The organism is Stenotrophomonas sp. SMYL8 (assembly GCF_036320065.1).
Taxonomy (GTDB): Bacteria; Pseudomonadota; Gammaproteobacteria; order Xanthomonadales; family Xanthomonadaceae; genus Stenotrophomonas; species Stenotrophomonas maltophilia_A.
This window is the reverse complement of sequence record NZ_JAWIRR010000017.1, coordinates 1-14,009: the sequence shown is the minus strand read 5'-3', so window position 1 is coordinate 14,009 and position 14,009 is coordinate 1. Positions and strand designations below refer to the sequence as shown.

Below are 14,009 nucleotides of genomic sequence, written 5' to 3'. Positions count from 1 at the left end.
CCCTGTTTGTATCGCGAAACGATACAGGATACAGTGATGATCATCGGTTTTCGCCACAGGGGCCTCGAGCGGCTCTACCGTTCCGGCAGTAGCAGTGGAATCCGCCACAGTCACGCCAGCAAGGTGTTGTTGATCCTGTCGATCCTGGATGTTGCTTCGGGTCCTGAGGATCTGGCCATGCCTGGATTGCGTCTGCATAAGCTCCGGGGCGGCCTGAAAGGGCATTGGTCTGTATGGGTCAATGGAAACTGGCGGATTACCTTCCGTTTCGCCGGCAGCGACGTGGAGCTGCTGGATTACCTGGACTATCACTGAGGCCGCGCATGATTCATCACCATCCGCATCCCGGGCAGGCGATCAAGGCAATGGTCTTTGATCCAATGGATCTGTCTGTGACCGAAGCGGCCGAGCGCCTGGCAATGTCGCGGGTAGCCCTTTCGCGGGTTCTGAACGGCAAGGCGGGCATCAGTCCTGACCTGGCCATCCGCCTTGAGATGGCGGGGGTGAGTACTGCGGTTTTCTGGATGGGGCTGCAATCCAGCTACGATCTCTGGTTGGCACGGCAGCGCGCGCAACCGAGAGTGTTGTCGCTGGTTGCCGCGACGCGTTGACGTATATCGCGACAAGGGCGGCTTCGGCCGCCCTTGTCCTGTCTGGGGTCAGCGGCTGCGGCGGCGCGCCTCACGCTTGAATCGCTCGGCATCGATCGGCTCGATGCGTGCAACCTCGCAGCTGCCGCGACCTGTGTCCAGTGCGCTTCGGCCCTCGCTGCACAGCTCGTCAGCTTCTTTGCCGTCGGTCTTGAAGCCGAGGCGGGTGGCCAGTACGGCAGAAGGGCAGCTGTTGCGGAAATGCACAACATAGTGGTCTTCGCCGGAGCGAAGCAGGATGTTCTTGTCGGCGCCGGCGCGAACGATCTGCTGTTCGCCGGTCAGTGATACGCACTGTGCCGGCGCGGTGTCGGCGGCATGGGCGGACGACGCCAGCAGGGTGACGGCAGACAAGGCCAGGGGGATGAGCAGGGAAGACAGGTTCATGGCGGGGCAGGGGGCAGCGATCCGGACTGGATCGGATCCCAAGATGCCGCCGCCGCTGCAAATGCGAATCTGCCGCAAGCAGGGCTGACCGACGCCACGGTGAGATCGGTCACGATGACCTTTGGCGCATCAGGCTGCGATCGAACGGAATCCCTGCTGGCGCCCCTGGTCGCCGCCGTCTTCGATGACAAAGGCGACCGCCTCGTGCGGAATGTGCAGGCGCTGCTTGAAGGTGCTGCCCATATGCGGAATCTCGCGCTGCACGGCCAGGTACAGCGGGTGTGAGGCGTCCATGCTGGTGCAGACCAGGCAGGGCTGGCCGAACCACGTGCCGTCCGGGCCCTTGCTGGCGTAGCAGCGGCTGGTGACGGACTGGGGGTCCAGGACGATCAGGTAGGTCATGCGCGCAACGCCTTCTGTGAAGAACGCATTGAGTCTAGAGTCGCGGCGCGATGCGGTATTTCGGACAGGGACGAAAATCGAGCGGTCCTAGTGCCGGTCGCTTTCTTCCGCGCACGACAAAGGGCCAGCAGCGAGGCCGGCCCTGTCGGAGTGGCGCAATGCGCCGACCGCTTACTTCATGCGGTAGGTGATACGACCCTTGGTCAGGTCGTACGGGGTCATTTCAACCTTGACCCGGTCACCGGTGAGGATGCGGATGTAGTTCTTGCGCATGCGGCCGGAGATGTGGGCGATGATTTCGTGCCCATTTTCCAGACGAACGCGGAAAGTGGTGTTCGGCAGCGTCTCGCTGACGGTGCCCTCGAACTCGATGGAATCGTCTTTCGACATGTAGTCCTGTGCGGTTCAGAAAACGGCCACGCTGGGCCTAAGGCGCGGTATTTTACGCGTGATGGGCCCGGCTTGCAAAGTTTGTGTTAACCCCCGGCCAAACGCTGTGCTGGCAAGCGTCCTACCGCCTGGGTCCAGGGGCCTTCACGGCCGTCACGGTGTACGGCCTGACGGACGTGCTCCAGGAAGTCCGCGCGCGGCAGGTGCTCGGCGCCCATCCGCAGCAGGTGCGGATTCTCCACCTGGGCATCGATCAGTTCCCAGTCCCAGCCACGCAGGGTGGCTGCCAACGCGGCCAGGGCGATCTTGGAGCCGCCACTGGCGCCACTGAACATGCTCTCGCCGAAGAACATGGCACCGATCGCGACGCCATAGATGCCGCCGACCAGCCTCTGCCGGTCCCAGACTTCGAAGGAATGGGCGAAGCCAAGGTCGTGCAGCTGGCTGTAAGCCTCGACCATCGCCGGGCTGATCCACGTACCGTCCTGGCCGGGCCGAGGTGCCGCGGCGCAGGCGCGCATCACACGACTGAAGGCAGTGTCGGCGGTGACCTCCCACGTGCTGCTGCGCAGCTGGCGGCGGAAGCGGCTGGACAGGTGCACGCCGTCGGTGCGGAACACCATGCGCGGGTCCGGCGACCACCACAGGATTGGCTCGCCCTCGCTGAACCACGGAAAGATACCGCCGGCGTAGGCATTGAGCAGACGCACCGGATGCAGGTCGCCGCCCACCGCCAGCAGGCCATCGGGCTGGCGCAGTGCGGTCTCGGCCGGAGGGAAGGGGGCGTCCGGCGCATCGGCCAGGCGCCAGGGCAGCTGGCGGGTCATGGGGCCATTGTATTCGTCGTGGTGATTCGTGATGTCTGGCACCATCACTGTTCACCGGCAAGGAGCCTCCGAATGAGTGACTCGATCAGCGCCATCCTCGACCTGCATGACGCCCCGCGCACGCGCAACGACAGCCAAGGCATGCTGCTGTCGATGGCCACTGAACAGCCGCGTCAACTGGGAGAGTTGATGCTGCAGGCGCTGGCGCGGCCTTCGCCGAGCTCGGCCTTCCTCGACATGGCACTGGACCTGCTGCCGGATGACGCGGTGCCCGCGGTCGCGGCCGACGCGTGGCGCCGCTATCGCGCGGGCGAGCGCGGTGACGTGTTGACGAGCGTGATGGAGTTCGCCAGCTATCAGGCGCCGCAGGTGCTGCAGGACGATTGGGAGGCATTGCTGGCGGTCGCCAGTGAGGATGAGGTGCAGTTGGCCACGCAGGTCTGGCAGGGCCTGCCCAGCGCGACGGCCGCGCATTGGGCGCAGGTCCTGGCCGAAGCCGATGACGATCGCGAAACGGCGCGGGCCAGGGCGCTGCTGCTCGCCGCCCAGCCCGAAACCTACGCCATTGCTCGCGGCTACCTGGTCGACTGGGGGCGGTTGGATGCAGAGGTCTGGGCGCACTGGGCCGGTGTCGCCGAAGGTCCGCAGCCGCGTCGCCTGCATGGCGAGCGGCCATTGCACTTCCGATTCGGCCGCGAACAGCATCGCGCGCAGCAGGCGGACGAGCCGAGCTGGCGCAAGCGCATATGGCGGCTGCACCCGACCTGGAATGGTGGGCAGGTACACCATGCTGGGCAGATGGGAGGGCCGCTGGAAGCGCTGTGTAGCAGCTGCCATGCGCCGCTTCAGCGCCTGCTGCAGACCGATGCCGCCGCGCTGCAGCCGGGCGCGTCGGGCGAGATCACGCTGGGGCTGTGCCTGGACTGCTGCGGCTGGGAAGACCCGCCTGTGCGTTTCTATCGCCATGATGCGGCCGGCCTGCCCAGCTGCCACCCCAGCCAGCACCGTGAGGTACCGAACACACCCACCGACAGTGGCGACCTGATGCAGGCCGAGGTGGGTCTGGTCGCCATGGACAGTGCGCGCTGGCAACAACAGGACTGGGGCCAGTCCAATCATCGGCAGAACCTGTCGCGCGTGGGCGGCGCGCCGAGCTGGGTGCAGAGTGCCTGGTACCCGGCGTGCATCGATTGCGGCGAAGAGATGCCGTTCGTGATGCAGCTGGATTCGACACTGCCGACCACAGGTGAGGGCACGCTGCTGTGGGGCAGCGGCGGCATGCTCTACACGTTCTGGTGTGCAAAGTGCCGGGTGAGCGGGCACTTCTGGCAGTGCACCTGAGCACAGCGCCCTCGCTATTGCCTTGGTAGGTGCCAACCTTGGTTGGCACGCTTTTCGGCACCGCGCCAATCGAGCAAGCGCGCCTCTACGGTTCTACGCGGAACGGCCCATGCCCCTGCAGCTCCTGCTGGTAGCGCCGCACACTCTGTCGCTCCTGCCGGCACCACTCCTGCAGCGCTTCCGCGAAGTCCGGATCGGCCACCCAGTGCCGGCTGTGCACCAGCGTCGGCAGGAAACCGCGTGCCAGCTTGTGCTCGCCCTGTGCGCCCGGCTCGAAGCGGGTCAGCCCTTCGCGCAGGCAATACTCGATGCCTTGGTAGTAGCAGGCCTCGAAGTGCAGGCCGGGCAGGGTGGCGCCGCCCCAGTAGCGGCCGTACAGCGTATCGCCGCCGCGCAGGCAGAGGGCGCCGGCAATCGGCTCGCCATCCTGTTCGGCCAGGAACAGCACCAGCCCGCGCCCCAGGGATATCGCCAGATGGCGCAGAAAGGCCTCGGTAAGCGCCGGGGCATTGCCGTACTCGAGGAAGGTCTGCAGGTAGAAGCGGTACATCGCCTGCAGGTCGGCGCGGCTGGCCTCGTCGCCGTGCACCACGCGGAAGGTGATGCCCTGGCGAATGACCTTGGCGCGTTCCTGGCGGATGTTCTTGCGGTGCTTGTGGTCCATCGCGCCGAGGAACTGGTCGAATGTCGTCCAGTCGCCCGGGTTCTGCCACTGGAACTGCACATCCTCGCGCAGCAGCCAGTCATCGCCGAACAACGCCTCGTCACCTGCGGTGTGGAAGTTGATATGGGCCGAGGAGACGTCCAGCGTCGGCAGCGTCTCGCGCAATGCCGACAGCAATGCGGCGCGCTCCAGATCGTGACGGGCCAGTAGGCGCGGGCCGGTGACCGGCGAGTACGGCACCGCGCCCAGCCACTTCGGATAGTAGTCGCGGCCATGACGGGCATACGCGTTGGCCCAGGCATGGTCGAACACGAATTCGCCGTGGGAGTTGGTCTTCAGGTAACCCGGAATGGCGCCGACCAGCGTGTTGCCCTCCCACAGCGTGAAGTGCCGGGGCTGCCAGCCCCAGTCCTCGCGCAGGCAGCCGTGCTGTTCAAGCCCGGAAAGGAAGGCATGACTGACGAAGGGGTTGCGGCCGTCGTGCAGGGCATCCCAGTCGGTGGCGGAAACGGACTGCAGGGAGTCGAGGAAACGGGGGGAGGGCATGGGGGAAAGGATAGGGCAGATGAAACAGAAAGGCCGACGCACTGGCGTCGGCCTTTTGCATGAGTCGAGCGTGGCTCGACTCTACGGATGCAGGTTCGCCTCTCAGCTGGCCTTGCCCTGCGCGTCCAGGTAGCGCTCGGCATCCAGCGCGGCCATGCAGCCGAAGCCGGCCGAGGTGATCGCCTGGCGGTAGTGCTGGTCGGCCACGTCGCCGGCGGCGAACACGCCTTCCACCGAGGTCTGGGTGGCATTGCCGCCCAGGCCCGAACGGATTTCCAGGTAGCCGTTGTTCATTGCCAGCTGGCCGTCGAACAGGGTGGTGTTCGGGTGGTGGCCGATGGCCACGAAGAAGCCGTGGGCGTCGATGTCGCGGGTGCTGCCGTCCAAGGTGGACTTCACGCGCACGCCGGTCACGCCGGCATCATTGCCCAGCACTTCTTCCACCTGGTGGTGCCAGACGGTCTCGATCTTGCCTTCGGCCACCTTCTTGAACAGCTTGTCCTGCATGATCTTTTCCGCCTTCAGGGTGTCGCGGCGGTGGACCAGGTAGACCTTGCGGGCGATGTTGGACAGGTACAGGGCCTCTTCCACGGCGGTGTTGCCGCCACCGACCACGACCACGTCCTGGTCGCGGTAGAAGAAGCCGTCACAGGTGGCGCAGGCGGACACACCGCGGCCCTTGAACTCGTCTTCGGTCGGGATGCCCAGGTACTTGGCGGTGGCGCCGGTGGCGATGATCAGGGCATCGCAGGTGTACTCGTGGCTGTCGCCGATCAGCTTGAACGGACGCTGCGACAGGTCGGCGGTGTGGATGTGGTCGAAAATGACCTCGGTCTCGAAGCGCTCGGCATGGGCCTGCATGCGCGCCATCAGGTCCGGGCCCATCAGGCCGTGGGCGTCACCCGGCCAGTTGTCCACCTCGGTGGTGGTCATCAGCTGGCCGCCCTGCTGCAGGCCGGTGATGACGACCGGCTTCAGGTTGGCGCGGGCGGCGTAGACGGCGGCGGTCCAACCGGCCGGGCCGGAACCGAGGATGACGAGGCGCTGGTGGCGGGAGGGCAGGCTGGTGCTCATGTAAACTCGCGAAAAGGTAGATGGGACAAGGCGCTGGCGATGTTTGCGCAGCATCCTTGGCTGGTCATAGAGTGGCGGCTGGGGCAGGGCGATTCAAGCCGATGAACGGAACGCCGTCATCCAGCAGTGGTTTCGGCCCCCGGATTGGCCTGCCGGACGTCGCGTAACTGAAAACTGACGCCGTCTCATTTATTATCAATCACTAACAGCGCATTCCAAAGGTATGGTCTAAGGTGGCGAAGCAGGTCCCCGAACGCTCCAAGTCCGACGACAGCAAGGCGTCACGTCGCACGGCCGCGGCGGCGACGACCGACAATCCACGCCGCCAGCGTCTCTGGCGCGATCTGGGCCTGATCGCCATCGCGCCGGCCCTGCTGTACCTGGCGGCCAGTCTTTTCACCTATTCAGCGACTGATCCGGGCTGGTCGCATACCGGCAGCGTGGTCGCGCCGGTGCACAACCTGGGTGGCCGCGCCGGGGCCTGGATAGCCGACGTTCTGCTGCAGCTGTTCGGCTACATCGCCTTCCTGCTGCCGGTGGTGCTCGGCGCGCTGGCGTGGATCGCCATGTTCGGCCTCAAGCGCGAGAGCAAGGGCGAGAACGACCTGGATCCTGCGCTGCGCCTGGTCGGCCTGGTCGGTTTTCTTATCGCCGGCACCGGCTTCCTGCACGTGCGCCTGTTCAGTGGCGATGTCTCCAGTGCCGGCGGCATCCTCGGCAAGCTGGTGGGCAATTCGCTCACGGTGGGCTTCGGCGCGCTGGGCGCCAACCTGTTCGTGCTGGTGCTGCTGCTGGCCTCGATCACGCTCGCGACCGGGCTGTCCTGGTTCACGGTGATGGAGAAGATCGGCCGCGGCGTGATGTCGCTGGCGCCGTTGCTGGAACGCAAGAAGGAAGAAGTCACCGAGTGGAAGCAGACCCGGGTGATGCGCGAGGAGCGCCAGGAAGTGCGCAAGGCCGACGCCGAGGTGCGCGCCAAGCGCGAGCCGGTGAAGATCGAGCCGCGTCCGGAGCCGGTGATCGAGAAGAGCGATCGGGCCAAGCGCGATACCCAGATTCCGATGTTCCGCGGCGTCAACGGTGATGGCTCGGACCTGCCGCCGCTGGCGCTGCTGGATGATCCCAAGCCGCAGCCGAAGGGCTACGACGAAGAGACGCTGGAGACCCTGTCGCGGCAGATCGAGTTCAAGCTGAAGGACTTCCGCATCGATGCGCAGGTGGTCGGCGCCAATCCCGGCCCGGTCATCACCCGCTTCGAGATCGAGCCGGCACCGGGTATCAAGGTCAGCCAGATCAGTTCGCTGGACAAGGACATCGCGCGCGGCTTGTCGGTGAAGTCGGTGCGCGTGGTCGACGTCATTCCGGGCAAGTCGGTGATCGGCCTGGAAATCCCCAACGTCACCCGCGAGATGATCTTCCTGTCCGAGCTGCTGCGCTCGAAGGAATATGACAAGTCGGCCAGTGTGCTGACCCTGGCGCTGGGCAAGGACATCGCCGGTCGCCCGACCGTGGCCGACCTGGCACGCATGCCGCATCTATTGGTGGCCGGTACCACCGGTTCGGGCAAGTCGGTGGCGGTCAACGCGATGGTGCTGAGCCTGTTGTTCAAGGCCTCGCCGAAAGACCTGCGGATGCTGATGATCGACCCGAAGATGCTCGAACTGAGCGTCTACCAGGGCATCCCGCACCTGCTGGCACCTGTGGTCACCGACATGAAGGAGGCCGCCAACGGCCTGCGCTGGTGCGTGGCCGAGATGGAGCGCCGCTACAAGTTGATGAGCGCAGTGGGCGTGCGCAACCTGGCTGGCTTCAACAAGAAGGTGAAGGAAGCCCAGGACGCAGGACAGCCGCTGATGGATCCGCTGTTCAAGCCGAACCCGGAGCTCGGCGAGGCACCGCGTCCGCTGGAGACGCTGCCGTTCATCGTCATCTTCATCGACGAATTCGCCGACATGATGATGATCGTCGGCAAGAAGGTGGAAGAGCTGATCGCGCGCCTGGCGCAGAAGGCGCGTGCGGCCGGCATCCACCTGATCCTGGCCACGCAGCGCCCGTCGGTGGACGTGATCACCGGCCTGATCAAGGCCAACATCCCGACCCGTATCGCCTTCCAGGTCAGCTCCAAGATCGACTCGCGCACCATCCTCGACCAGTCCGGCGCGGAAACACTGCTGGGCCACGGCGACATGCTGTACCTGCCGCCGGGCACCGCGCTGCCCGAGCGCGTGCATGGTGCGTTCGTGTCCGACGATGAAGTGCATCGCGTGGTCGAGCACCTCAAGGCGATGGGCCCTGCCGACTATGTCGACGGCGTGCTGGACGAAGTGCAGACGATGGGCGACGGCGTGGTCGTCGGCGCCACCGGCCTGCCCGAGAACAGTTCGTCCGGCGACGAGTCCGACCCGTTGTATGACGAAGCGCTGCGGGTGGTAACCGAGACCCGCCGTGCATCGATTTCCGGCGTGCAGCGCCGGCTGAAGATCGGCTACAACCGTGCAGCGCGACTGATCGAGGCCATGGAAGCGGCCGGCGTGGTCAGCCCGCCCGAGCACAACGGCGACCGCACGGTGCTGGCACCGCCGCCGCCGAAGTAAGACCCGACGTATCCCCCACGACGTCCAAGGAACCGACGCATGCTTCACCCCGTACCAAGCGCGCTGGCACTGGCGCTGGCAGCCTTCCTGGCTGCCGGCCCGGCACTGGCAGACACCGCCACCTCCGCGCCCGCCACGGCGCCGCCTTCCACCAGCGGCGATACCGAAGCCAGCAATAATTTCAGCATTGTCCGTTACCGCGCCGACTACCAGGTGCGGCCGGATGCAGGCAATGTGCAGACCGAAACCTACGAAGTCCTGCTCAAGACCAAGGCCTCGGTCGAGCAGTTCAGCCAGGTTCGGCTGAGCTACAGCGAGAAGATGGAGACGCTGGAAGTACTCGGCGCCTACACCATCACCGCCGACGGCCAGCGCCGCGACGTGCCGGCCGACCGCATCTACACCCAGGAAAGCTACTCCAGCGCCTCGGCGGCGATGTATGCCGACCGCAAGGTGCGGGTGATCGTGTTCCCGAACCTGGCCCCGGGCACCCGTCTGTACTACCAGGTGCGCCGCACCCAGGCCACGCCGTACTTCCCGGGCTATTTCGGCCTGTGGGAGACCTTCAATGTGTTCACCGAGTACGAGGACGCCGAGGTCACCCTCAGTGCGCCGGCCAACCTGCCGATGTTCATCGACAGCCGCGGCGTGCAGGGCAGCGACCGGCCGACGGTGAAGAACGGCCAGGCGCAGTGGCGCTGGCGCTACCAGCGTCGCGAGGCGATGCCGGCGCAGAACTGGTCGGCGGCGGGCTGGGAGTTCGGCCCGAACATCATGGCCAGTACCTATCGTGACTGGTCGCAGATGGGTCGCGCCTACCAGCTCAAGGCGGGCCCGGCGGCCGAGGTGACCCCGGCGCTGCAGGCGCTGGCTGATGAGATCACCACTGGTATCAGCGACCGCCGCGAGCAGGCTGATGCGCTGTATCGCTGGGTTGCGCAGAACATCCGCTACGTGGCGGTGTACCTGGGCAATGGCGGGCTGGAGCCGAACAGCGCGCAGAGCATCCTCGACAACCACTATGGTGACTGCAAGGACCATGTGACGATCCTGGAGGCGCTGCTGGCAGCCAAGGGCATCGCCAGCTCGCCGGTGCTGATCGGTGCCGGCGGCGGTCCGACGCTGCCGAAGATTCCGGTGCTGGGCCGCTTCAACCACGCCATCACCTACATTCCCGAGTTTGATCTGTACCTGGATTCGACCACCGCGTGGGCGCGCTTCGGTCAGCTGCCAGAGGGTGACCTGGGTGCACCGGTGATGCGTACCCGTGACGCCACGCTGGCGCGCACCCCGGCCAACACGCCGGAGCGCAATGCCACCTCGATGGAGGTGCGTTTCACCTTCGACGCCAACGGCAACCTGCGCGGCGAGACCATTCCGAAGCTGGGCGAGAACGCCGAGATCGGCATGCGTGCCCAGTTCTCCCAGCTCAACGCGCAGAACCGTGCGCGCGCTGAAGAGCAGATCATGGCCGCCTCCGGTTTCGATGGGCGAGGGCAGCTGCAGATCCAGGGCGTGCCGGTCGACCTGACCCGGCCGTTTGGCTACCGCATGGCGTTCCAGGCCGAGGACTACGCCGACTTCAGCGTGGCCGGCGGCATGGCTGTGCCGGACCCGCCGGGTGGCGAATCGGTGCGTGGCCTGTACGCCACCGCCTCGGCGCCGGCCAACGAGACGCCGTTCTACTGCAATGCCAGCCTGCGCGAGGAAACCTATCGCCTGCAGTTCCCGGCCAATGCGCCGATCATCGCCATCCCGGCCAGTCAGCGTTTTGCCAACGCCGCCGGCGAGTACCGGGTGGACTGGAGTCGCGATGGCCAGGACGTGATCGTGCATCACCGGTTGCAGCAGAACGCGGTGCGTGGACCAGAGGCACTGTGCCAGCCGCAGGACTATCCGGCGTTCCGCGCGCTGTACCGCGAAGTGCGGCGCGGCTTCCGCGGTCAGGTGCTGTACGGCAAGCTGCCCGGCTCGGGTGGCTGAATCGCCGATGGACGTTCGGGGCGGCATAATGTCGCCTGATCGCCCATTCATCTTTCCCCGGGCACACTGGCAACCACCTTTCCTGGCGCCCGCGCCCACAGGATTCCCGCATGAACTTCCGCTTCCGCCGTTTCCTTGCCACCACCACCCTGGCCGTGGCCTGCGCCGCCGCCGGCAGCGCCTGGGCAGGCGCCCGCGGTGACCTGAAGACCTTCACCAGTGGCCTGAAGGGCCTGGATGGCCAGTTCAGCCAGCAGGTGTTCGACGGCCGCGGCAAGGTGAAGGAGTCGACCAGCGGCCGCGTGGCTCTTTCGGCGCCGCGCCTGTTCCGCTGGGAATACGTGCGCCCGCACGAACAGCTGATCGTGGCCGACGGCAGGAAGGTCTGGATGTACGAGCCGGACCTGGAGCAGGCCACTGTTCGCGAGCAGGGCAAGGAAGAGCAGAACAGCCCACTGACCGCGCTGATCAACCCGGCGCTGCTGGAACAGCAGTACGACGTCAGCGAAGAGGCCGCGCAGCGCGACGGCCTGCAGTGGCTGTCGCTGTCGCCGAAGCGCGAGACCGAAGCCAGCTTCCAGTACGCCGCGCTGGGCTTCAACGCCCAGGGCCTGGCCAGGATGGAGATCACCGACGCCGTTGGCCAGCGCACCGTGATCAGCTTCAGCGGCTGGAAGCGCAACCCGGGCTTCGCTGCCGGCACCTTCAGCTTCACCCCGCCGAAGGGCACCGACGTCATCGGTAACTGATCGGGGACGCCGGGCATGGCCCGGCGCTACCTGCTCTGGTGGGTGTCAACCGGTACCGCCTTGGTGGGTGCCAACCGTTGGTTGGCACGCTTCTGATCTGCCGGCCAGCGGCCGGCACTACCGATTCCTGCAGCTTGATCCGCTACCGATAACGGTCTGGGGCTACCTGCTCTGGTGGGTGTCAACCGGCACCGCCTTGGTGGGTGTCAACCTTGGTTGACACGCTTTCTGATCTGCCGGCCAGCGGCCGGCACTACTGGTTCCTGTGGCCTGGCGCTGGTGGGTGTCAACCTTGGTTGGCACGCTCTCGCGGTACAATGACCGCGTGGCAAGACATCGTTCAACTTCCTTCCCCGGCCCTGATCTGCTGAGTGTTGATCGGGAACACCTGCGCCCGCTGGCCGAGCGCATGCGCCCGCGCACCCTCGACGAAATGGTCGGTCAGAAGCGCCTGCTGGCGCCGGACAGCGCGCTGCGTCGCGCGGTCGAATCCGGTCGCGTGCATTCGATGATCCTGTGGGGGCCGCCGGGCTGCGGCAAGACCACGCTGGCGCTGTTGCTGGCCGAGTACTCCGACGCCGAATTCCGTGCCATTTCCGCGGTGCTGTCCGGCCTGCCGGAAGTGCGCCAGGTGCTGGCCGAAGCTGCACAGCGCTTCGCCGAAGGCCGCCGCACCGTGCTGTTCGTGGACGAGGTGCACCGCTTCAACAAGGCGCAGCAGGATGCGTTCCTGCCGCACATCGAACGCGGCACGATCCTGTTCGTCGGTGCCACCACCGAGAACCCGTCCTTCGAGCTGAACTCGGCGCTGCTGTCACGTTGCCGCGTGCATGTGCTGGAAGGTGTTTCGCCGACCGACATCGTCGAGGCGCTGGAGCGCGCACTGGGCGACCGCGAGCGCGGCCTGGGCGAAGAGCGCATCGAGGTCGCTCCCGAACTGCTGCTGGAAATCGCTACCGCCGCCGACGGCGACGTGCGTCGTGCGCTGACCCTGCTGGAAATCGCCGCCGAGCTGGCGGGCGGGGAGGGCGGTCGCATCACCCCGCAGACGCTGACCCAGGTGCTGGCCGACCGCACCCGTCGCTTCGACAAGGGCGGCGAGCAGTTCTACGACCAGATCTCCGCGCTGCACAAGTCGGTACGCAGTTCCAACCCGGATGCCGCGCTGTACTGGCTGACCCGCATGCTCGATGGCGGCTGCGATCCGTCCTATCTGGCGCGCCGGCTCACCCGCATGGCCATCGAGGACATCGGCCTGGCCGATCCGCGCGCGCAGAGCATGGCGCTGGAGGCCTGGGACATCTACGAGCGGCTGGGCAGTCCGGAAGGCGAGCTCGCCTTTGCTCAGCTGGTGCTGTACTTGGCCAGTACTGCCAAGTCGAATGCAGGCTATGCGGCCTTCAACCAGGCCAAGGCCGATGTGCGCGAGAGTGGCACCGAAGAGGTGCCGCTGCACCTGCGCAATGCGCCGACCAAGCTGATGAAGGAGCTGGGCTACGGCGCCGAGTACCAGTACGACCACGACGCCGAGGGTGGCATCGCACTGGACCAGACCGGCTTCCCGGATGCGATGGGTGAGCGCGTGTACTACAACCCGGTGCCGCGCGGGCTGGAAATCAAGCTGAAGGAAAAGCTGGACCGGCTGCGTGCCGAACGCGAAGCGGCGCGGGCCGCGAAGGGCCGTTGAGCCGGCTTAGGTAGCGTCGAGCCACGCTCGACTCCGCTTTTGCACGGGCTGCAGGTGCCTTCTGGAGCAGCAGTCGAGCATGGCTCGACTCTACAGGGGGCAATGGCAGCCGGGCGTGGTTCGTCGCAACATTGTCCAGCGCGCGTGCATTTGACACACTGCGCGGCTTCTCTTTCAAGGATCGATGCCGTGCAGGAAATGATTCTGCCGTTGAAGCGCTATGCCCAGTTCGAGGGGCGCGCCAACCGCCGCGAATACTGGATGTATCAGCTGTTCCTGTTCCTGGTGGCAACGGCAGTGATGCTGCTGGCCGGTGTGCTGGCGATCCTCCTGCGCAACAATGCTGATGCGCTGGCCGGCATCCTGATCGGCATGGTGGTGCTGTTGTGTGTGATGTGGCTGGCCACGATCGTGCCGCTGATTGCGGTGACCGTACGCCGCCTGCATGACTGCAACCAGTCGGGTTGGCTGTTCCTGCTGGCGCTGGTGCCGGGCGGCGGGATCGTGATCATGATCTTCTCGCTGCTGCCGGGCACGCCGCAGGGGAACGTTTATGGTCCGGTGCCTTCGGGGCCGTGATCTTGCATGAGTCGAGATCCTATGTTCGTGGTCAAGCCTGCTGGAAGCAGGCTTGACCCACCTTCAGCATGGCCGGATCGAAGTCCCGGCCGCTTTTGAAGACACCCCAGGCGATCCTGGCCAGCTTTCTGGCCAG

Annotated in this window: 14 protein-coding genes; 8 read left to right on the top strand and 6 right to left on the bottom strand. The window is 65.9% G+C overall.

From position 1 onward, the window contains the following. The first annotated feature begins 36 nt into the window (after positions 1-36). Together V3B25_RS13985 and V3B25_RS13980 are read left to right on the top strand one after the other, a co-directional pair. On the top strand, positions 37-315 hold the full coding sequence (locus V3B25_RS13985) for a type II toxin-antitoxin system RelE/ParE family toxin (RefSeq protein WP_125895706.1): 279 nt from the start codon (positions 37-39) through the stop codon (positions 313-315). Positions 316-323: 8 nt separating this feature from the next. Beyond that, positions 324-611, top strand: coding sequence for a HigA family addiction module antitoxin (locus tag V3B25_RS13980; protein WP_032127356.1), 288 nt, complete (start codon positions 324-326; stop codon positions 609-611). Between the two features lie 48 nt (positions 612-659). On the opposite strand, the gene V3B25_RS13975 is transcribed toward V3B25_RS13980, so the two are convergent. The 4 genes from V3B25_RS13975 to aat all read right to left on the bottom strand — a co-directional run bounded on the left by V3B25_RS13975 (position 660) and on the right by aat (position 2,656). Next, a complete protein-coding gene (locus V3B25_RS13975; protein WP_032127355.1) occupies positions 660-1,037 on the bottom strand; it encodes a hypothetical protein in 378 nt (125 codons plus the stop codon). Positions 1,038-1,166: 129 nt separating this feature from the next. Beyond that, complete coding sequence (locus V3B25_RS13970; RefSeq protein ID WP_329810857.1) at positions 1,167-1,439, bottom strand: hypothetical protein; 273 nt, start codon at positions 1,437-1,439, stop codon at positions 1,167-1,169. A 171-nt stretch (positions 1,440-1,610) separates the two neighbouring features. Then, complete coding sequence (infA, locus tag V3B25_RS13965) at positions 1,611-1,829, bottom strand: translation initiation factor IF-1 (protein WP_005409596.1); 219 nt, start codon at positions 1,827-1,829, stop codon at positions 1,611-1,613. An 86-nt stretch (positions 1,830-1,915) separates the two neighbouring features. Then, positions 1,916-2,656: a leucyl/phenylalanyl-tRNA--protein transferase gene (gene aat / locus V3B25_RS13960; RefSeq protein WP_049421957.1), complete on the bottom strand. Its 741-nt coding sequence runs from the start codon at positions 2,654-2,656 to the stop codon at positions 1,916-1,918. A 72-nt stretch (positions 2,657-2,728) separates the two neighbouring features. On the opposite strand from aat, the gene V3B25_RS13955 reads away from it, so the two are divergent. Further along, a complete protein-coding gene (locus V3B25_RS13955; protein ID WP_049421958.1) occupies positions 2,729-3,997 on the top strand; it encodes a hypothetical protein in 1,269 nt (422 codons plus the stop codon). Positions 3,998-4,082: 85 nt separating this feature from the next. Here V3B25_RS13955 and V3B25_RS13950 read toward each other — a convergent pair whose 3' ends face one another. Further along, positions 4,083-5,207 carry a GNAT family N-acetyltransferase gene (locus V3B25_RS13950; protein WP_329810856.1) on the bottom strand — a complete coding sequence of 375 codons (1,125 nt, stop codon included), beginning with the start codon at positions 5,205-5,207 and terminating at the stop codon, positions 4,083-4,085. A gap of 102 nt (positions 5,208-5,309) precedes the next feature. Continuing rightward, positions 5,310-6,281 (bottom strand): thioredoxin-disulfide reductase, encoded by a 972-nt coding sequence (trxB, locus tag V3B25_RS13945; protein ID WP_005409600.1) that lies wholly within the window; start codon positions 6,279-6,281, stop codon positions 5,310-5,312. Between the two features lie 233 nt (positions 6,282-6,514). Between trxB and V3B25_RS13940 the strand changes: the two genes are divergently transcribed. The 5 genes from V3B25_RS13940 to V3B25_RS13920 all read left to right on the top strand — a co-directional run bounded on the left by V3B25_RS13940 (position 6,515) and on the right by V3B25_RS13920 (position 13,873). Then, complete coding sequence (locus V3B25_RS13940) at positions 6,515-8,875, top strand: DNA translocase FtsK (protein ID WP_005413288.1); 2,361 nt, start codon at positions 6,515-6,517, stop codon at positions 8,873-8,875. Positions 8,876-8,914: 39 nt separating this feature from the next. Continuing rightward, on the top strand, positions 8,915-10,858 hold the full coding sequence (locus tag V3B25_RS13935) for a DUF3857 domain-containing protein (protein ID WP_201119086.1): 1,944 nt from the start codon (positions 8,915-8,917) through the stop codon (positions 10,856-10,858). Between the two features lie 110 nt (positions 10,859-10,968). Next, on the top strand, positions 10,969-11,607 hold the full coding sequence (lolA, locus tag V3B25_RS13930; protein ID WP_329810855.1) for an outer membrane lipoprotein chaperone LolA: 639 nt from the start codon (positions 10,969-10,971) through the stop codon (positions 11,605-11,607). Between the two features lie 409 nt (positions 11,608-12,016). Further along, a complete protein-coding gene (locus tag V3B25_RS13925) occupies positions 12,017-13,294 on the top strand; it encodes a replication-associated recombination protein A (RefSeq protein ID WP_236494435.1) in 1,278 nt (425 codons plus the stop codon). 189 nt (positions 13,295-13,483) lie between these two features. After that, a complete protein-coding gene (locus V3B25_RS13920) occupies positions 13,484-13,873 on the top strand; it encodes a DUF805 domain-containing protein (RefSeq protein ID WP_329810854.1) in 390 nt (129 codons plus the stop codon). Positions 13,874-14,009 lie beyond the last annotated feature (136 nt).

Excerpts from the sequence above, each read along its gene's own strand:
- V3B25_RS13985 (WP_125895706.1), top strand. The coding sequence starts at position 37 with ATGATCATCGGTTTTCGCCACAGGGGCCTCGAGCGGCTCTACCGTTCC.
- V3B25_RS13980 (WP_032127356.1), top strand. The coding sequence starts at position 324 with ATGATTCATCACCATCCGCATCCCGGGCAGGCGATCAAGGCAATGGTC.
- V3B25_RS13975 (WP_032127355.1), bottom strand. The coding sequence starts at position 1,037 with ATGAACCTGTCTTCCCTGCTCATCCCCCTGGCCTTGTCTGCCGTCACC.
- V3B25_RS13970 (WP_329810857.1), bottom strand. The coding sequence starts at position 1,439 with ATGACCTACCTGATCGTCCTGGACCCCCAGTCCGTCACCAGCCGCTGC.
- infA (WP_005409596.1), bottom strand. The coding sequence starts at position 1,829 with ATGTCGAAAGACGATTCCATCGAGTTCGAGGGCACCGTCAGCGAGACG.
- aat (WP_049421957.1), bottom strand. The coding sequence starts at position 2,656 with ATGACCCGCCAGCTGCCCTGGCGCCTGGCCGATGCGCCGGACGCCCCC.
- V3B25_RS13955 (WP_049421958.1), top strand. The coding sequence starts at position 2,729 with ATGAGTGACTCGATCAGCGCCATCCTCGACCTGCATGACGCCCCGCGC.
- V3B25_RS13950 (WP_329810856.1), bottom strand. The coding sequence starts at position 5,207 with ATGCCCTCCCCCCGTTTCCTCGACTCCCTGCAGTCCGTTTCCGCCACC.
- trxB (WP_005409600.1), bottom strand. The coding sequence starts at position 6,281 with ATGAGCACCAGCCTGCCCTCCCGCCACCAGCGCCTCGTCATCCTCGGT.
- V3B25_RS13935 (WP_201119086.1), top strand. The coding sequence starts at position 8,915 with ATGCTTCACCCCGTACCAAGCGCGCTGGCACTGGCGCTGGCAGCCTTC.
- lolA (WP_329810855.1), top strand. The coding sequence starts at position 10,969 with ATGAACTTCCGCTTCCGCCGTTTCCTTGCCACCACCACCCTGGCCGTG.
- V3B25_RS13925 (WP_236494435.1), top strand. The coding sequence starts at position 12,017 with ATGCGCCCGCGCACCCTCGACGAAATGGTCGGTCAGAAGCGCCTGCTG.